The 17,888-nt window shown below is 48.0% G+C and carries 17 protein-coding genes, 2 pseudogenes and 1 other annotated feature; all 19 genes and pseudogenes read right to left on the bottom strand.

Annotated elements, in window-relative coordinates; genetic code table 11:
* Positions 1 to 80: 80 nt before the first annotated feature.
* Positions 81 to 982, bottom strand: a pseudogene (locus BM241_RS13115) (hypothetical protein).
* Between the two features lie 10 nt (positions 983 to 992).
* Positions 993 to 1,121: pseudogene (locus BM241_RS06095) on the bottom strand (MerR family DNA-binding transcriptional regulator); the annotation flags it as partial.
* 219 nt (positions 1,122 to 1,340) lie between these two features.
* Positions 1,341 to 1,532, bottom strand: a complete 192-nt coding sequence (locus BM241_RS06090) for a hypothetical protein (RefSeq protein WP_092282292.1) — start codon at positions 1,530 to 1,532, stop codon at positions 1,341 to 1,343.
* Positions 1,533 to 1,685: 153 nt separating this feature from the next.
* Entirely contained in the window at positions 1,686 to 2,954 is a 1,269-nt protein-coding gene (hisS, locus tag BM241_RS06085) for a histidine--tRNA ligase (protein WP_092282291.1), read from the bottom strand.
* Between the two features lie 53 nt (positions 2,955 to 3,007).
* Positions 3,008 to 3,245, bottom strand: a binding site (T-box leader).
* Positions 3,246 to 3,302: 57 nt separating this feature from the next.
* Positions 3,303 to 3,722, bottom strand: coding sequence for a PPC domain-containing DNA-binding protein (locus BM241_RS06080; RefSeq protein WP_025747675.1), 420 nt, complete (start codon positions 3,720 to 3,722; stop codon positions 3,303 to 3,305).
* Complete coding sequence (hemZ, locus tag BM241_RS06075) at positions 3,712 to 5,262, bottom strand: coproporphyrinogen dehydrogenase HemZ (protein ID WP_177206107.1); 1,551 nt, start codon at positions 5,260 to 5,262, stop codon at positions 3,712 to 3,714. Before hemZ ends, BM241_RS06080 begins: the two co-directional genes overlap by 11 nt.
* A gap of 278 nt (positions 5,263 to 5,540) precedes the next feature.
* Positions 5,541 to 6,203: an MBL fold metallo-hydrolase gene (locus BM241_RS06070; protein WP_242948282.1), complete on the bottom strand. Its 663-nt coding sequence runs from the start codon at positions 6,201 to 6,203 to the stop codon at positions 5,541 to 5,543.
* Positions 6,203 to 6,652 (bottom strand): D-aminoacyl-tRNA deacylase, encoded by a 450-nt coding sequence (gene dtd, locus BM241_RS06065; RefSeq protein ID WP_025747678.1) that lies wholly within the window; start codon positions 6,650 to 6,652, stop codon positions 6,203 to 6,205. The genes BM241_RS06070 and dtd overlap by 1 nt, the downstream gene beginning before the upstream one ends.
* Positions 6,653 to 6,727: 75 nt before the next feature.
* Complete coding sequence (locus BM241_RS06060; protein ID WP_092282289.1) at positions 6,728 to 8,923, bottom strand: RelA/SpoT family protein; 2,196 nt, start codon at positions 8,921 to 8,923, stop codon at positions 6,728 to 6,730.
* Positions 8,924 to 9,027: 104 nt separating this feature from the next.
* Positions 9,028 to 9,546 (bottom strand): adenine phosphoribosyltransferase, encoded by a 519-nt coding sequence (locus tag BM241_RS06055; protein ID WP_025747681.1) that lies wholly within the window; start codon positions 9,544 to 9,546, stop codon positions 9,028 to 9,030.
* A 2-nt stretch (positions 9,547 to 9,548) separates the two neighbouring features.
* A complete protein-coding gene (gene recJ, locus BM241_RS06050) occupies positions 9,549 to 12,077 on the bottom strand; it encodes a single-stranded-DNA-specific exonuclease RecJ (RefSeq protein ID WP_092282288.1) in 2,529 nt (842 codons plus the stop codon).
* Between the two features lie 154 nt (positions 12,078 to 12,231).
* Complete coding sequence (secF, locus tag BM241_RS06045; protein WP_092282287.1) at positions 12,232 to 13,122, bottom strand: protein translocase subunit SecF; 891 nt, start codon at positions 13,120 to 13,122, stop codon at positions 12,232 to 12,234.
* Between the two features lie 16 nt (positions 13,123 to 13,138).
* Positions 13,139 to 14,371, bottom strand: a complete 1,233-nt coding sequence (gene secD / locus BM241_RS06040; protein ID WP_025747684.1) for a protein translocase subunit SecD — start codon at positions 14,369 to 14,371, stop codon at positions 13,139 to 13,141.
* Positions 14,372 to 14,555: 184 nt separating this feature from the next.
* Positions 14,556 to 14,696: a six-cysteine ranthipeptide SCIFF gene (gene scfA, locus BM241_RS06035; RefSeq protein ID WP_084054676.1), complete on the bottom strand. Its 141-nt coding sequence runs from the start codon at positions 14,694 to 14,696 to the stop codon at positions 14,556 to 14,558.
* A 50-nt stretch (positions 14,697 to 14,746) separates the two neighbouring features.
* The gene (locus tag BM241_RS06030) at positions 14,747 to 15,079 is read right to left on the bottom strand and encodes a nucleotidyltransferase family protein (protein ID WP_092282286.1); all 333 of its coding nucleotides are present in this window, start codon (positions 15,077 to 15,079) and stop codon (positions 14,747 to 14,749) included.
* On the bottom strand, positions 15,076 to 15,477 hold the full coding sequence (locus tag BM241_RS06025) for a nucleotidyltransferase substrate binding protein (RefSeq protein WP_025747686.1): 402 nt from the start codon (positions 15,475 to 15,477) through the stop codon (positions 15,076 to 15,078). Before BM241_RS06025 ends, BM241_RS06030 begins: the two co-directional genes overlap by 4 nt.
* A 157-nt stretch (positions 15,478 to 15,634) precedes the next feature.
* Positions 15,635 to 16,045, bottom strand: a complete 411-nt coding sequence (locus BM241_RS06020; RefSeq protein WP_092282285.1) for a TIGR04086 family membrane protein — start codon at positions 16,043 to 16,045, stop codon at positions 15,635 to 15,637.
* Positions 16,046 to 16,204: 159 nt separating this feature from the next.
* Positions 16,205 to 16,507: a preprotein translocase subunit YajC gene (gene yajC / locus BM241_RS06015; protein ID WP_025747688.1), complete on the bottom strand. Its 303-nt coding sequence runs from the start codon at positions 16,505 to 16,507 to the stop codon at positions 16,205 to 16,207.
* A gap of 225 nt (positions 16,508 to 16,732) precedes the next feature.
* Positions 16,733 to 17,854 carry a tRNA guanosine(34) transglycosylase Tgt gene (gene tgt / locus BM241_RS06010; protein ID WP_092282284.1) on the bottom strand — a complete coding sequence of 374 codons (1,122 nt, stop codon included), beginning with the start codon at positions 17,852 to 17,854 and terminating at the stop codon, positions 16,733 to 16,735.
* Between the last annotated feature and the right edge of the window lie 34 nt (positions 17,855 to 17,888).

Genomic DNA, 17,888 nt, shown 5'->3' with positions numbered 1-17,888 from the left:
CCTTTCAAGTTGTCCCACCCCCAGCTGGCGGTATTTGGGACAACCATAGCCCCTGCCCCAAGAAGCAGGAACTCACGCCCTTATCCGGGTCTCCCCACTTGCCCTGAGAATAATACCCCCCTCAGGACAGAGACATCTCTTAATACCCTCTCAGGAGAGAGTGGCGTTACCACCGCTACCTTGAGAACTCGCCAGAGTCTGTAGCTTCCGCTACAGGCACCAAGACTTGTTCCATACAGAGGTCTTGATTCCTCCCCTGGCTCACTCCCAAGGCTTTGTATCCACTTTTTAACCCTGTCTATTTCTCTCAAACGTTTCTTCCTCAACCGTTTATTCTTAACCGTTTTCTTTACATGCTCTTTCAATCCCTCTAATTCCCCAGCATCTAAATGCTCTACAATTGCCATATACCCTTCGGGAATCTGCTATTTTAGTCCAAGCCCTCTCCTCGCTATCACATACGCCGCCGCTACGTCCTTGCTTATCATATACTGCGGCGTATATTTTAAAAGCCCTATCACTGATGTATATGCGGGATTAACCTCTATAACCTGTAATACTCATATATCTCAATCCTTGTGTTGAGATTCCCTTTCTTGCTCCTGTCACCTCTTGAGTAGAGGTTGCCTTTTCTTCTCTCTTGCCACTCTTGTCTTAACCTCTCGTATGCCTTACCGTTTATGTGCCGTTTCTTGAGCCTCTCAAACAAACTCCTGCCACCAAAAATAACCTTGCTGGGGTTTTCGTCCCTTTCTCTGCAAGACTCTAAAACGCTCTTTGCCTTCATTATCGCATCATCTACATACCTCGAATTTAAATTAAAAACCCCCTGTAGTTCTCTTTTTAGTGTGTTTCTGTTCGAGCCTTCTAAAAGCCTGTTATATGCATATCTCATGCAGGATGACCATCTTCTCATTAAATCCAGCACTATTTGCTCATCTTCCTTGCTTGGGAAAGTAAGTTTAGCCTGTATTGTTATCATGTCTTTCCCCTTCTTTTTTATATCTTCTTCTCCCTTTTGGTGTCCTAATTGGAGTTATTAACCCTTCCTTTTCCCAATTTATTAATGTACTTCTGCTAATGTTGTATGTTTCTTTAACTTTTTGTATACTCAACAACATCGATAATCACCCAATTAAAATTATATCATTTTGTATTGTTATTTTCAACCGTTGTTACCTCCTTTTTCTTTATATTTTGTGAGTTACTTGGTTGAAATCTATATCGTTTGACATCACCATCTATCAACAGTGTGACTTATCATCTCATTACAAGCCAACCACATGTTACAACAGATAGCCGCATGTCCCGTCCAGTATATACCCAATCTAGCCACATAATTAGCGCATATCCAGTACATTATCATCGACCCATATCTGGTGCATTTGAAGGTGCTGGCAGTTAAACCTTCTTGTGCCTTGTACATCTGTCACATTAACATGAACGTTAAGCGCCCATTCTCGCACCCCTCCACCGCCTACATAGCGCAAAGAAAAGCTCGCCTTTGCTACACCAGACTCCGCCCACACCATGTGCTTCACCACCTACATAGTGCAAAGAAGAAATGCGCAAGGGAAGTCCATAGCCCATGTTTGCTCCAGTCATCCCGCTCGGGAACCACGCTGTGACACAGCAGCGAAAAACCAAACAATACAAACATCACGGCAAGCCATCTTATCTATCGCTTAACCGAGCTTCCTCAAACGCTCAAAGTACAGGATAACCTCATCCATTGGCACCGTCTCCTCTTGCCCAGATACCATATCCCTCACCTTGACGTTCCCCTGCCTGAGCTCATCCTCGCCGATTACACATACCCTGGGTACCTTCAGCTTGTCTGCATATTTAAACTGGGCTTTTATGCTCCTGCCCACGTGGTCCATATCAGCCGAAATTCCCCTCAAGCGCAAATCCTTAACCAGCTTAAAGGCCTTAAAACGCGCCTCATCCCCAATGGTAATGAACATCACATCCAGATTTAGCGGCTGTGGTATTTCAATCCCTTGATTTTCCATGACCATGAGCAACCTCTCAATCCCCATGCCAAAGCCGGCGCCGGGCGTTTCAGGGCCGCCGCACAACCCCACCAACCCGTCATAACGGCCTCCACCGCACACCGTTCCCTGCGCCCCTATGTCCTGGGAAATAAACTCAAACACCGTTTTGGTGTAGTAATCCAGCCCTCTTACAATCATGGGATTGACCTTATAGGATATGCCTGCGGCATCAAGATAGCGCTTAAGGCTATCAAAGTGCGTCCTGCACTCATCGCATAGAAAATCGAGTATTACCGGAACGGACGCTACCACCTGCCTGCACTTTTCCTCCTTGCAGTCAAGCACCCTCAGCGGGTTTCGATCGAAGCGCTGCCTGCAATTTGGACACAGCTGGTCCAGCTGTCCCGAGAGGTACTCCTTGAGCGCCTCATGATATCTGGGCCGGCAACCGGGACAGCCAATGCTGTTTATATTAAGTTCCAGGTTTTTTATGTTGAGCCTTTCAAACAAAGCCGCTGCCAGGCTTATGACCTCGGCATCCACCGACGCATCCGGAGCACCGAACACCTCCACACCGAACTGGTGGTGCTCCCTCAACCGCCCTGCCTGAGGCTTCTCATAACGAAAGACGGGAGTTATATAATACATCTTGACCGGCTGTGGCTGCGCATAAAGCCTACCTTCTATGTAAGCACGTACCGCTCCTGCCGTCCCTTCCGGCTTTAGGGTAATGCTTCTTCCACCCTTATCGATAAAGGTATACATCTCCTTCTGAACCACGTCGGTGGTGTCACCCACCCCCCGTTCAAACAGCTCGGTATGCTCAAAAGTGGGGGTACGCACCTCTTTATAGCCAAACAGACGGGTAACCTCCCGTATCATCCCTTCAACATAGTGCCATTTATATGACTCGTCGGGCAAGACATCCTTCGTGCCTTTAGGTGCCTGAGTCAGCATCTCCCTATCCCTCCTCTGCATTAACTTAAAAAACCTCTCATTCCCTTCATTAAATAAGGGACGAGAGGTTTAACTGCCCGCGGTACCACCCTTGTTGGAGAAATAAGCTTCTCCCACTCTTCCCTTAACGCCGGATTGGGCGGATCTGCCTACTTCCATTCAGCAGACCGGCTCCAGGGTGTCCTTCCCGGGACTTCCGCAAGGGATGCTCCCACCCACGACCAACATTTGGACCGCGGCATCCCCTCTCTGATGCATCCATCCAGGTACTCTCCCCTTCACAGCCGTTGGGGTATAATGTTATAAGTATTATAAAGCCAAGGACAAGGTACTGTCAACTATGGTTTTCTACAGCTTCAATACGTTGAGCCCCACATCCTGGTCAAACTCCCTATCCACTTCTCCTTCCACTTTATGGACGAAAACCTCGCACACGCCGCTTACCACAGCCGAATTCAAATGCCCCCCTACAGCATTAAATTCGGAATTGGCAAGAGTAACATGTATATGAAGATATATCTCGCCATTCATGGTGGTAACATTGCCCGTGAGTGAGGTTATCTCGTGCTCACCGGTTATCTCCTTGGAACGATACACCTTCTCCTTTGTATCAAAGATTCCTATAACCAATTTGTTTGAAGCCCCTATACCGGTGATATATCCCAGCTTAACGTTTTCCTCCTGGCAAAACCGCTTCAGTGATTCGACCACCTCCTCCCCCTTTTCAATGCTTATAATGTAAGTGTTTCCAAACCTTTTATAGGTCATTCTCAATACCTCCTTTACAGTCGTCTATAAACCTCATCTTTCGCTGTACCATCTCGTCAAGCCTCTCCATATACTCCTTCACATCCTTAACGTTGGGGACGCGCTGTATGCAGTCATTTTCGGCAAAGTATACCTTGCTCACCGCCCCAGCACCAAAAGCCCATATGGTCTGCTTCTCACCCATCATCTGGATGTTGTATATGCACGCCTTGCCAGGCTTAGTATACCCAACATTTTCAAGGTTACCCACCATGTATTTCTGGCGATAAAGATAATACGGCACCAGGCCCATCTCCTTGACCCATCTCTGGCATACCTCCAGCATTTTCTCAGCTGTATCGTCCGAGGTTAAGGGGTACTTATCCAGCGATTCCTTGAGCCTGGATGCCCTCTTTACGGCAAGGGTGTGGACGGTGAGGTTATCGGGCTGCAAAGCCGCAATGGCCTCCATGGTTTTTTCCATGTGCGGCACGCCTTCGCCGGGCAGCCCCACTATGACGTCCATGTTTATGCAGTCAAATCCAATATACCTGGCCATGTGAAACCGCGATATCACCTGCTCCACTGTGTGCCTCCGGCCGATCCGAACAAGCGTCTCCTGGTTCATGGTCTGGGGATTGATGCTTATGCGGTTTACCCCGAAAGCCTTGAGCAACGAAAGCTTGTCAAGGTCCAGGGTATCGGGCCTGCCGCACTCCACCGTATACTCGTCTATGTGCCGGCCATCCAGCAGCAAGTCCACGGCACTCAGCAACCGCTCCAGTTGGGGATAGGCAAGGGCAGTGGGAGTCCCGCCACCCATATAAAGGCTTTGAATCACAACCCCTTTCTGGAGCAAAACCGAGACCACCCTCTCTAGCTCGGCAACAAGGGAGTCTATATAGGCATCCACCATCCCCCCGCACCCGTCCATCACAACCGATGGAAAGGAACAATAAAGGCATCTGGTGGTGCAGAAGGGAATGTGTATATACAGCGATACGGTGTCGGCAGAGGCGGATTTTATCACATCACGCTGGTTTTTTGCCGTCTCAACCAGCAGCGAGGCCTTGTCATCCCTTACATAGTACTCAGACTTCAAGACGCCCAAAACCTCTTCATCGCTCAATCCATCATCCATCAGGTGGTGCACCACCTTAAGCGGGCGCACGCCGGTGAGTATTCCCCAGTGCGGATGCTTGCCGGTAAACTCCGACAGCACGTCATACACGCATTGGCACAAAACCTTCTTTATCTCCCTCTTTTGTTTGAGATAAGACCTTCTAGTGCTTTCATCCAATTTTTGGCTTCGCTGGCTGCCAAACAGCACCTTCCCGCTACCGTCTTTCAGGTAGCTTTTAGCTACAACTTCAAAGTCCGAGCAGGTATATTCAACAACGATGAGCAAACCCTTATGCCCATCGGCTTTCCCTCCTGAATTATCCCCTTCTGCCGGCACATCGTCCAGCACCTTGACCGGCCAGCCGGGGAAAAACACCCGAGTGAGTTCCCATACCTCGTGCTCAAAACCGCCACTTGCAACATGAATATATACATTCAAATCACAGCAGCCCTCCACTCATTGTCTGATTTATACGACATCCTCTTGCTTGTAAAATCGGACAGGTCAAGCCCTACAAGTCTGATCATGGCTCAAACCAAGGCCTTTAAAACGCCTTTCATCCACTCAAAAGAAGCAAGGTTTCTCGACGGAGATTCACAATAAGATAGACGTACACAAGATTGATTCAGAAGAATGAGTTAAGTTAAGGCCTCTCATATAGCAAACGATTCTTAACAACACTTTACCAGATTCTCAACAATACCTTTTAGCAGCCATCATTTTACATAATACCTTATAAACGGATTGGCAGTCCTTTCAGTACCAATGGTGCTCTTCAATCCATGGCCTGGATAAATGGTGTAATCATCACCAAGTACCATCAGCTTATCCTTTATGGAGCTGATCAGCTGGTCATAACTGCCGCCAGGGAAATCGCTCCTGCCTATCGACCCCTGAAACAGCGTATCCCCTGTGAACACCGCCTTTACCGGGCTGTTCACCACGAAACACGCGCTACCCTCCGAATGCCCCGGCGTATGGAGCACCTCCATCTTTATATCGCCAATGGTAAGGACATCTCTCTCTTTGAGCAATAGATCTGGCGGCACCTGTACCGAATGCTCTCCCATGAATGCTGACAAGTTTATGCTGGCATCGGTAAGGGCCTCCGCATCACCGGAATGAATGGCCACAGTGGCTCCCAATTGCTCCTTGAGAAACTTTACAGCCCCTATGTGATCAAAATGGCCGTGCGTAAGCAGTATATACTCCACTTTAAGCCCCTCATACTGTATGCGGTTTAAAACGCGCTGGCCCTCTGCACCGGGGTCAATAACGACGGCCTTTTTGGTATTCTCACAATACACTATATAGCAGTTGGCAGCTAGCTCCCCCACCGGCATGGCTATTACCTTCATGTTTGCTTCTCCTTTCCGCATCAAAAAGTCCTCTTACTGTCCAGCAGTATGGTCACAGGGCCGTCGTTGAGCAGCAATACCTCCATCTTCGCCTGAAATATGCCGGTGGCTACAGGGATGCCCAGCTGACCTATTCTTTCTACAAATAAGTCATAATATCTCTTGGCCATATCGGGAGGTGCCGCCTGAGTAAAGCTGGGCCTACGCCCTTTTCTGCAGTCGCCGTACAGGGTAAACTGCGACACCGCCAGTATGGCCCCGCCTACATCCTGCACCGACAGGTTCATCTTGCCATTCTCGTCCTCAAACACCCGCAGGCCCGCCACCTTGTCCACTATATATGCCAGGTCATCTTCGGTATCGTCCTTTTCCACACCCAAAAAGACCAGCAGTCCCTTTTCAATTGAGCCGACTATCTCTCCATCCACCTTAACGCTGGCGTGCTTCACTCGTTGAACAACAGCTCTCATCCAAAACCACACTCCATTTTGCCTCTAATTTTAATTCAAGAATTCAAGCTCCTAAAGTTACGATACCAATCCTTCTCAGGCATTCACCCTGTGCACATCCAGTATATCAGGCACCTTTTTAAGCTGCCTCATCACTTTTTCAAGCTGTTGAGTGTTTTTTATCTCCAGGCTTAAATTGATAAGGGCTTGCCGCATCCTGTTGGTCCTGGCGTTAACAGCGGTCAAACCTATATCCATATTGGCAAGCGTGCTGGTAATATCAGCCAGGAGCGAGTGCCTATCCCGCGCTATTATCTGTATTTCGGCGTTGTACGATGCTTTATCCTCACCCGTCCAGTCGACCTCCACCAATCGGTGCCTTTCTTCAGGAGAAATATTGGCCAGATTTACGCAATCGGTTCTGTGCACCGATACACCTCTACCCCTTGTAATATAACCCACGATTTTATCACCCGGCACAGGATTACAGCATCTAGCAATCCTCACTAGGATATTGTCGACACCCTTCACCTGTATACCATTGTCAGCATGCCTTTTGGGCCTGTCTTCCTTTGCCTGCCTTGCAGCTGCCCCCTCCTCTGATTCGGAAGCGGTCACCTTTTGATACCGCTTGTATTCGTTGATGAGCCTTACCAGCACCTGGCTGGTGGTAAGCCCCCCATATCCTACTGCCGCATATATATCGTCAAGGGAATGAAACCCGTACTTTTTCAGTATAGGGTCAATCCATTCATTTTTAAGGAGCTGCGACAGGACATACCCCTGCCGCTTTGCCTCCTTCTCCAGCATTTCTTTGCCCTTTACTATGTTTTCCTCACGCCGTTCCTTTTTGAACCACTGCTTGATCTTGTTCTTGGCCTGAGTGGTCTTGACTATCTTAAGCCAATCACGGCTGGGCCCGCGGCTGTTAGGAGAGGTGATGATCTCCACTATATCGCCAGTTTGAAGCTGATAATCCAAAGGAACCAGCTTGCCGTTTACCTTGGCACCCACGCACTTGTTTCCTATCTCGGTGTGAATGGCATACGCAAAGTCCAGCGGCCCTGCTCCCTTGGGCAGGTCAATGACATCGCCCTTGGGTGTGAAGACGAACACCTCATCGCTGAACAGGTCTATCTTTAGGGTCTCGACAAATTCCCTGAAATCCTTAAGCTCGCTCTGCCATTCCAAAAGCTGGCGTATCCATGACAGCTTTTCGTCAAGGTCGGTTGAGATCTTTCGCCCCTCTTTGTATTTCCAGTGGGCTGCAATCCCGTATTCGGCAGTGCGGTGCATATCCCAGGTCCTTATCTGTATCTCAAACAGCTCGCCCCTTGAGTCAATGACGGTGGTATGAAGCGATTGGTACATGTTGGGCTTGGGAACAGCTATATAATCCTTAAATCGGCCGGGTATGGGCTTCCAAAGGGTATGAACTATGCCCAAAACAGCATAGCAATCCCTCACCGAGTTGACGATGACGCGTATGGCCAGCAAATCATAAATCTCCTCAAAGCTCTTGTGCTGCATGTACATCTTGCGGTAAATGCTGTAAAAGTTCTTGGGACGCCCTTCTATCTCGGCCTCGATGTTCATCTCGTCCAGCTTTTTCTTGAGCGTTTGAATGACGTCCTGGATGTATGCCTCTCTCTCTCTTCTCTTGGCCGCAACCTTTTCCACCAGGTCATAATATCCCTTAGGATCGATATAGCGCAAGGATATATCTTCCAGCTCCCACTTTATCTTGAATATCCCCAGTCGGTGAGCGAGGGGGGCATAAATCTCCAGCGTCTCGTAAGCCTTTTCGCGCTGCTTTTCCTCATCCACGTACTCAAGAGTCCTCAGGTTGTGCAGCCGGTCGGCAAGCTTGATGATTATAACCCTTATGTCCTTTGCCATGGCCACAAACATCTTTCTTAAGCTTTCCAGCTGCTGTTCCTCTTTGCTCTTGTACTCTATACGGCTGAGCTTTGTAACCCCGTCCACCAGCTTTGCTACATCAGCCCCAAACTCCTCCTCAAGCTGCTGTATGGTCACGCCAGTATCCTCTATGACATCGTGCAGTATGCCGGCCACAACCGTATCGACATCCAAACCAAGCTCCATCAATATAAGGGCCACTTCCACAGGGTGGATAATAAATGGCTCGCCCGATGACCGCTTTTGCCCCTCGTGTGCCTTTGCGGCACAAACATAGGCCTTGCGGACCTTCTCCAATCCCTCTTTGCCGTATGCCTGCTCCGCTTTGGCCTCAAGTTCAGCCACCTTGGCTTCTATCCCATTGCCATTCATTATTCCACCCCCTTTCTTTCTGCAATGGAAGTGCCCGTTCAGATAAATACAAAGAATGGCTGGTACAGCAGCACCAACCACCCTTTGCTTCTTCATCTCTATGCTCAGTCATCGTAGGTAATCACGGAATACACGTCATATCCTTCCAGGGTCTTTCTGCCATTTAAGTAGGACAGCTCTATGACAAACGCCACACCCGTCACTATACCCCCTATCTTCTCGACAAGCTTGACAGCCGCCAAAGCAGTACCACCCGTAGCCAGCAGGTCATCTACTACTACCACTTTCTGCCCGGGCTGAATGGCATCCTTGTGTATCTCCAGTACATCCGAACCATACTCCAGGCCGTACTCGTATCTGACAGTCTCGGCTGGCAGCTTGCCCGGCTTACGCACCGGCACAAATCCCACCTTTAGGGCATACGCCACCGGCGCTCCCAGCACAAATCCTCTCGCCTCGGGTCCGACTATAAGTTCAGCCCCCTTGTCCTTGCAAAAAGCCACCAGCGAATCTATGGTGTAGACATAGGCTTCGCGATCCTTGAGCAAAGTGGTTATGTCCTTAAAGCTTATGCCCGGCTTAGGAAAATCCGGTACCACCCTGATCTTTGACTTCAAATCCATCTTTACTCCTCCTTCTTACAGTGGGATTGCAGCCCTTCAATCCATGCCCTGTATTTTTGATAAAGCACGCTCTCGGTAAGCTCGCGGCTGCGTGGATTTTGTACGCATTCAACCTTGACGTAGGACTGCTGGCTATCTATCCTTACAAAGTCCAGCTCCTTAAATACGCCCAACATCAGGCGCAGCTGAAACTCGTTTATATCCTGGCCCGTTGCCCGATTGAACTGCCACACCATCTTGGACACTCCCGGCCACAGGTTCTGGCCCTGGCGCCTTGAGTGCAGCCATTTGTACAGTGCCACAAAGTGGGGTCTCTCCACGTCCAGCCGCTCGATCACATCCTTTAATAATACTTCCTGGCTGTTCCAGCCTTTTATGACGTACACCCTTTCCCTTAAACCTTCCATAAGGTGCAATCGCGGGTACAGAGGAAGCTCTCCTTCAAGCAAAAAGATCCTCCTGTAATGCCTGAAAAAAACCCTGTCGATCACAGGGGCAAGGAGGATGCCGTTCATTCCCGTCTCCCACATCTCGTGGAAGTATCCGTATGCAAAAGCCGTATGTGACATTTCCCCTTCAACCATTAAGCTTAATGCCCACCGTGCTCCTTCCAGGGTATTTGCCAAAATTAAGCTGCCCACCTTTGACGTCTTAAAGCAGCGCACCGCCTCCTCACAACCCACTTGCTGGAACGCCGGCCATTCCGCTTTGCTCAATTGTTTGCCATTTATGCAATCATTATTATACATAATTTCTTGCAAAAAAGCATCAAAAAATTTAAAATAAAACGGTTCCAGAAAAGCTTCAACGTCATTACGATCGTTTAAAACGGCCTGCATGGATTTTACATTGAACTGAATTTTTTTCACGCCGCCCCACTCGTTTTCCTCAACCGCGGCAATGATGTCCACCTTTTTGCGCCCACCCAGCAGATAATCCTTTTTGTCGCCCAGTCCAAATCCGATGGCATCCCACAGTCGCTGTCCGGTGGAAACCGACATCTTAAGATGCTTGCCGTCATTCCCAACGGTCCAGCAGTTTTCCACTTCAGCATTGCAAAACAGGAATTGTGGTGGTGGATTCCCCATGCCAAAGGGTTCTAATCGTTTTATCTCCTGCACCAGCGACAGCGTAATATCATGCGGCATCAGCAGGCCGTCATGATAGTCGCGGGGAATAAGCAATGAATCGTCCATGTTGTGGTGTGCATAGCTTAAAAGGCGCTGTTTTAGCTCCGGAACGGCCTCCCTGGGAATGCTAAAACCCGCAGCCATTTCATGACCTCCGAACCGAATAAAGAGGTCATCCACCTGTTTTAAGGCATCGTACATATTAAAGCCTTCAATGCTCCGCGCAGAGCCTACGCCGATATCACCCTGCAGCGAAATCAATATACATGGCCTATAAAACTGCTCGCTGATTTTGGAAGCCGCAATGCCTATGACACCAGGATGCCAGCCTTCCCCTTCCTCCCCTTCCAGTACAATTATCCACTCAGTGCTGAGGTCGCCACTTTGGAGAAGTCTATCCCTGCATTCCTCCACCAAGGCATTTTCGATCTGCTGGCGCCTGCTGTTCTCCTCATTAAGCTGCCGCGCAATGCGTATGGCATCCTCTTCATCCTGTGCTGTGAGCAGCAAAAATCCCAGATAGGCCGTTGACATCCTCCCGGCAGCATTGAGCCTGGGCGCCAGCATAAAAGCTATTCTGTATGCATCGATATTGCCCTGAGACAGCCCAGCGGCTTTGATCAAAGCCTCAACTCCCAACCGGGGAGAGGTGTTTATGCGCTCTATGCCCTTGGCCGCCAGTATTCGATTTTCGCCCAGCAAAGGCACTACGTCGGCCACCGTCCCCAGAGCTATTAAATCAAGATACTCCTCCACCGCTTCAATCCCGCCCAGGGCCTGAATCAGCTTGGCGGCCACGCCCACCCCCGCCAGATTGCAAAAGGGATAAGAGTGGTCGCTGCGGGAGGGGTTGACAACAGCACAGGCATGGGGCAGGTCATCCGAACACCGATGATGGTCGGTCACTATAACGTCCATACCCAGTTGCCTGGCCAGCTCAACTTCCTCAAGGGCGGTTATGCCGCAATCTACCGTTATGATGAGCTTGGTCCCCCGGGCATAAAGCTGCTCAACAGCCTGGCAATTCATGCCGTACCCTTCTGAATAGCGGTCGGGGATATACACCTCAACATCAGCACCTCTGCCCTTTAAAAACAGATACAGAGCAGATGCCGCAGTAATTCCATCCACATCATAATCCCCGTATATTGCAATATGTTCTCCGCTGTCGATAGCCTTTCGTATTCGTTCTACAGCTGTTGCCATATCGGGCAGCAAAAAGGGGTCATGCAGCCCATCCAGCGTGGGGTTGATAAACAAAGCAGCCTGCTGCAAATCGGTGATACCCCTGTTTACCAGCAATCTCGCCATGACCTGGGATACCCCAAGGCCGCTCTGTATTCTCTCTATACACCTCTTCCATTCTGGCGTCTCCTCCACCAGCGGAAGGTATAGCGGCATGACATTTCAGCTCCTCCCACCAAAAAATAAAGGAGTTTCCTCTCACTAACAGTCAAAAACCATTCATAAAAATAACAACAAGAGCTTCCCGAAGGAAGCTCATTTATAACCATTGCATGACCATGTTCAACCTCAAGCCCACCTTTTCAATACGTCATTTTGCTGTAGCAAGCCTGCGCCGCTCTGCTCTTTCACTCCATTCAACCCACAGGGGGCCAGCAATGAATATGGTAGAATAGACTCCCGATATGATACCCACCAACATAGGTAGCGAAAATTCCTTGATGGATTCAACCCCGAACACATACAAAGCCGTTACTGTAAATAAAGTGGTGAGAGAGGTGTTGATGGTACGGGTAAGAGATTCGTTGATGCTCCTGTTGACTATCTCGGCCATGGACAGCTTTTTGCCAAACCTCTTCTGGTTCTCGCGTACCCTGTCAAAGATGACTATCGTGTCATTGATAGAATAACCTATTATGGTAAGCACAGCTGCCACAAATGGGCTGTTTATCTGGGTTCTCAACAAGGCGGCAGCCGCAACCATTATAAGCACGTCGTGTACCAGAGCGACGATGGCCGCCACCCCTGACTTGAATTCAAAGCGTATCCCGACGTATATGAGTATAAACACCCACGATATGACGGTGGACAGAATGGCATTACGCGTAAGGTCCTTTCCTATGGTGGGCCCCACCGTATCAACGCTGAACCTCTCATCGGTTAAATCGTACTTTTCCTTTAGGGCATCTATCAATCTCTGCTGTATCTCTTCCTGATTTTCCATATACCTCATGCGTATAATGGCGTCCTGCTTGTTGTCGCCCACCTGGACCACAGTAGCCTCTATACCTTGGGATGACAATATGCTACGAATATCATCCGGCGAATAGGGTTTACCGATGTTCACGTATATCACGGTTCCACCCTTGAAATCGATCCCCAGGTTTAAGCCCTGGAAAATCATCACAGCCAATCCAGCTATGATAATGACCAGCGAAATAGCCACAAATATTTTATATTTTGAAACGAAATCTATATTCATCTCCGTTATTCCCCTCTCATACACCATACAGCTTCTTATTTTGAACATTCAAGTCTATGATGAGCCGCAGGACATATTTGGTAAAAACTATTGCGGTAAACATGCTCACCACTACGCCCAGCATCAGCGTCTTGGCAAAACCTTGAATCGGGCCTGTCCCGAAATACAGCAGCACCACGCCAGCAATAAGGGTCGTAACGTTGGAATCCAATATAGCGCTGAATGCCTTTGAAAAGCCTGAGTCCAGAGCCGCCCTCAAGGTCTTGCCAGCCCTAAGTTCTTCTTTAATCCTTTCAAATATTATGACATTGGCGTCTACCGCCATACCTATCGATAACACTATGCCTGCAATTCCCGGAAGCGTAATGGTAATACGAGCCAACACCGTAATCAGCATCACCAACAACGTATACACCACAAGGGCCAAATCAGCAACCAGGCCAGGCAGCCTGTAATAAACCAGCATGAATAAGAACACCAGCGAAAGCCCTACTATGCCTGCCAGTATTCCCCTTTCAAGCGCGTTGGCTCCCAGCGTTGCGCCAATGGTCCTCACTTCCACCTGTTTGAGCTCGACGGGCAGGGCACCACTTTCGATCAAGGTAGCCAGCTTTTGGGCCTCCTCTATATCCCTCATGCCATGGATTACGCCCTGGCCGTTTGGAATTACCTCATCCACTGTAGGCTCCGATATAGGATTGCCATCCAGCACGATCTTTATCACTTGCCCAAGGTATTTCTCTGTAGCCTCGGCAAATTTTTTGGCACCCTCGGGATGCAGTTCAAAGTGCACAACGGGCTTTTGCCCCGTAATATATCCTGGCTTAGCGGTTTTGACGTCTTTTCCTGTGATTATTACATCCCCTTCTGGGCCAATAAACTCCAGCACAGCGGGCTTCATCAATATATCAGCCAGCTCCTGCGGATTATCCACACCCGGTATCTCCACTACAATGCGGTTGGTCCCCTGAGGTGCAATGGTGGCCTCGTGCTGGTTTGACTTGTCAAGCCGGTTGCGCATCACTCGTATGGCACCTGCTATTTTGCTGTCCCTGTCTGGATCCCCGGGGGCGATATCGGCCTCATACACCACATAAAGCCCACCTTTCAGGTCCAGGCCTTGCTGCACCCTTTCCGCAAGGGGGACAATCCTGTATATCCCTATTTCAAGGCCGTTTAACGCAATATAACACAGTATGGCAATGCATGCGATTATCAAAAATAGCTTTAAACCGCTTTTCTTTCTCATTCCCTGGCCCCCTTTGAAAAACAAACTTACTTATCCATTATAATATCTGGCTACTGTACTAGTCAATAACGGAAACAGCGGACAGCCCAATAAAAAACAGCAGTAGCAAAGGCCACTGCTGTTTTCCTGCTTACGCCATAATTTATTACAAATGTTCATACGTGTTCACACGACACGACCGAAATTATTGCTTTTGGCAGGCTTGATTGGCCACAGTGCACGACGTCTTGCAGGCAGATTGGCAAGATGCCTGGCATTCCCCGCAACCGCCCTTTTTCAAACTGTCCTTCAATGTTCCCTTATGTAACGTCTTGATGTGCTTCATACTTTATACGCCTCCTTTACAGCAAATTCATACAATTTTCACCTATTTTTTTAGTTTTTTGAACTCGAATAATTTTTTTCACGGTAGTAAAAAATCTTTCCATATTTATCAATATGACTCTTTAAAGAACCATTTCTTAATGAATCATAATGGACTATATCGAAATAATAAGGCACAGGTAGTTCTTCATTTAACATCACACTTAACCTGTTCACAACCTCCGGAGTAATATTTATGCCATAAATGACCAAGTCAATATCCGAGCCATTTTTATAGGCCCCCATCGCACGACTTCCAAAAATGCCAGCCTTTTCAATTGCTGGGCACTGAGATAATGCATATATTATATAATCATAACTTTTCTTTGAAATACCGAAGCTCATAACCTGTCTCCCAAACACCTGTACACCTGAGATATAGCTGGATAATAGCTTTCTCTGATGTTCTCAACCACTAATTTAAAACGTTCTTCATCATAAGTATGAGCCATAAGATTTCTTTTTTCCAGCATATCCAGCCATATATCCCCATCTTCTATTAATCCATAATGAAAAGCCGCTTTAATAACCTCTCTTGGAAATCCTGCTAAAACCCCTTGTGATTCTAAATAATCTTTTAATGTTTTCCAAGCTAATTCAAAAGTATACTCAAATCTTTGGATTAATCCTTCTTTCTCAAGTAAGCTAAGGTTTTCAAAATTTGCAATAGCCGAAGAAAGAAGTTTATACGCTCTTTCAAAGTTCTCGAACCTCTGTCTCCACCTAATATCCTTTTGATTCACTTCAATTCTACTCCTTCGCAATTGCCGGTAACCATCTCAGCCCTATTTTGATATTTTCTTCTGTATAACAGCGTATATATTACAAGTATTTACACTAAAAGTATATAAAATGCAACTCCAATTGTCAATCTTCACAAAGCATTTTTGTATTTTGGTTCTATTCAAGATTTATGCCTATAATGCCTCCAATGGCACCCACTACGATGCCCAACAAAGCATCCGATAAGAGCACGGTATCAAAAGCGTATGTACCTCCGAATATGGCGCTTATCGCGATGGCCCACACAATATACAGAAACCCTGTCAGCGCACCCTTGAGCCAGCCTCTTGTACGGCTGCTGCGCGCTGCAACGGCGCCACCAAAGGCAATGCTTATTATGCGAATAGCCTGATTCACCGGCGGGATTATGGTTTCCTGCAAGTTTGCCAGCTTCATCACCACGGCAAATATCAGAAAGCCCACAAGAGTTACTATTACCGCCAAAAGCGAGGCCTTCAATATCACCAATCCGCTGTATATAACGCTGTTTCTATCGACCTGCACGGAATTCTTTTTGAGGCTCCTCATCTTGCTCTCCCCATCCCTTCACATTGCTTTCTCACTTTACTTTTATGCCGTGCAGGTGCAAAGTATGACAAGCAAAAGGGCACAAAAATAAAAAGGCTTTACCCTCTCACAAAGGACAGATAAAGCCTGAAAAACTAAACACCCCTCTGAACAGTTCAATTAATCCGCCGAAATTGGCTTGTCTACGCTGCGGATAGCCCATCTCTCGAGTACCAGCTTCACCTTGTCTGGCCCCACCTCTATGGTAATGATGTCATCGCGGATGCGCACTATCTTCCCGCAAATTCCACCTATGGTAGTGACATTGTCCCCTACTTTCAAAGAGGCCAACATCTCCCTGGTCTCTTTTTCCCGTTTCCTTTGAGGCCTGATGATCATAAAGTAAAAGATTACTATCAGCATCACAAACGGGAGCAAGGATTGAATCAAAAGTGCAGTGGTGCTCGCTTCCTGTGGAGGCATATCCTTCCCTTCCTTTCTTGAATTAAAAATATTTTCTCATTTGTTTCCAAAATCCATATTAATCAAATTGTATTTCTCTTATTCACTTGCCCTATAAACAGTCAATTCTGCTTTTAGAATAAGTATAACACAAAAATCAAATCCTGCCAATTTGCTTTTTATTCTTTTTGAGTATTGCCAAAAACAAAACTTCCAAGAGCCAGCCTTACTTTAAGCCGTGTATATTTATTCTTTATTATTATACCCGTACTTTTCGAAAAAGCTATCCCTGTACTCAAGGAGGCGGTCATTCCTTATTGCCTCCCTTATCTCCTCCATAAGCCGTATCAAGAACCTCACGTTGTGAAGGCTGATCAATATGGCAGCCAGTATCTCGCGCGCCTTTACCAGGTGCCTTAAGTAAGCACGGGAAAAGTTTTGGCAGGTATAGCAGTCACACTCGGGATCAAGAGGGCTAAAATCCCGTTGATATGGCGCATTGCGCAGCATCACCTTCCCGCGGCTGGTCATGGCCAAGCCCGTCCTGGCCGTCCTGGTGGGAAGCACGCAGTCAAACATATCCACCCCTCTTATGACTCCCTCGATCAAACAATCGGGCGAACCCACTCCCATCAAATACCTGGGCTTATCCTTTGGCATAGCCGGAATCATGTGCTCCAGAATCTCATACATCACCGGCTTGGGCTCGCCTACGCTCAAGCCCCCTATACCGTATCCAGGGAAATCCAGCTCCAGCAGCTGTTCAAGGCTTCTCATCCTGAGGTCACGAAAGACGCTGCCCTGAATGATGCCAAAAAGCGCCTGATCCTCCCGCTGGTGAGCGGCCTTGCAGCGTCTGGCCCACCTACTCGTCCTCTCAACGGCGTCTTTCGCGGTTTCATAATCGCAAGGATAGGGTACGCACTCGTCAAAAGCCATTATGATATCTGCCCCCAGCGCATTCTCGATCTCTATGGCCTTTTCAGGGCTTATGAAATGCTTTGAACCATCCAGGTGCGAGCGAAAGTACACCCCCTCATCGGTTATCTCCCTTAAATCAGCCAGGCTGAACACCTGGAAGCCACCACTATCGGTAAGTATGGGCCTGTCCCAGTTCATGAACTTATGCAAGCCACCGGCCTGCCTGATCAGTTCATACCCCGGCCGCAAATACAGGTGATAAGTATTGGCCAATATTATCTGAGCATTTATCTCTTTGAGGTCCCTGGGCGTTAAAGCCTTCACCGTAGCCTGAGTGCCTACAGGCATAAAGATGGGCGTCTCAAAACTACCATGAGGGGTATATATTCTGCCCAGCCTTGCACCGGTTTTTGAACACTCCTTTATAACCTCAAACTTAAAGCTCATGTTTCACCTCACACTGCAAAAATTCCAGCATCTC

The organism is Caldicoprobacter faecalis (genome assembly GCF_900115765.1).
In the GTDB taxonomy this organism is placed as follows: Bacteria; Bacillota; Clostridia; order Caldicoprobacterales; family Caldicoprobacteraceae; genus Caldicoprobacter; species Caldicoprobacter oshimai.
Note: the sequence above shows the minus strand (reverse complement) of the source record. Positions and strands in the feature narration are given on the sequence as shown.

What these genes read in the sequence shown, in the direction of transcription:
- BM241_RS06090 (WP_092282292.1), bottom strand. Translation starts at nt 1,532, where the DNA reads ATGGTGTGGGCGGAGTCTGGTGTAGCAAAGGCGAGCTTTTCTTTGCGC.
- hisS (WP_092282291.1), bottom strand. Translation starts at nt 2,954, where the DNA reads ATGCTGACTCAGGCACCTAAAGGCACGAAGGATGTCTTGCCCGACGAG.
- BM241_RS06080 (WP_025747675.1), bottom strand. Translation starts at nt 3,722, where the DNA reads ATGACCTATAAAAGGTTTGGAAACACTTACATTATAAGCATTGAAAAG.
- BM241_RS06070 (WP_242948282.1), bottom strand. Translation starts at nt 6,203, where the DNA reads ATGCGGAAAGGAGAAGCAAACATGAAGGTAATAGCCATGCCGGTGGGG.
- dtd (WP_025747678.1), bottom strand. Translation starts at nt 6,652, where the DNA reads ATGAGAGCTGTTGTTCAACGAGTGAAGCACGCCAGCGTTAAGGTGGAT.
- BM241_RS06060 (WP_092282289.1), bottom strand. Translation starts at nt 8,923, where the DNA reads ATGAATGGCAATGGGATAGAAGCCAAGGTGGCTGAACTTGAGGCCAAA.
- BM241_RS06055 (WP_025747681.1), bottom strand. Translation starts at nt 9,546, where the DNA reads ATGGATTTGAAGTCAAAGATCAGGGTGGTACCGGATTTTCCTAAGCCG.
- recJ (WP_092282288.1), bottom strand. Translation starts at nt 12,077, where the DNA reads ATGCCGCTATACCTTCCGCTGGTGGAGGAGACGCCAGAATGGAAGAGG.
- secF (WP_092282287.1), bottom strand. Translation starts at nt 13,122, where the DNA reads ATGAATATAGATTTCGTTTCAAAATATAAAATATTTGTGGCTATTTCG.
- secD (WP_025747684.1), bottom strand. Translation starts at nt 14,371, where the DNA reads ATGAGAAAGAAAAGCGGTTTAAAGCTATTTTTGATAATCGCATGCATT.
- scfA (WP_084054676.1), bottom strand. Translation starts at nt 14,696, where the DNA reads ATGAAGCACATCAAGACGTTACATAAGGGAACATTGAAGGACAGTTTG.
- BM241_RS06030 (WP_092282286.1), bottom strand. Translation starts at nt 15,079, where the DNA reads ATGAGCTTCGGTATTTCAAAGAAAAGTTATGATTATATAATATATGCA.
- BM241_RS06020 (WP_092282285.1), bottom strand. Translation starts at nt 16,045, where the DNA reads ATGAGGAGCCTCAAAAAGAATTCCGTGCAGGTCGATAGAAACAGCGTT.
- yajC (WP_025747688.1), bottom strand. Translation starts at nt 16,507, where the DNA reads ATGCCTCCACAGGAAGCGAGCACCACTGCACTTTTGATTCAATCCTTG.
- tgt (WP_092282284.1), bottom strand. Translation starts at nt 17,854, where the DNA reads ATGAGCTTTAAGTTTGAGGTTATAAAGGAGTGTTCAAAAACCGGTGCA.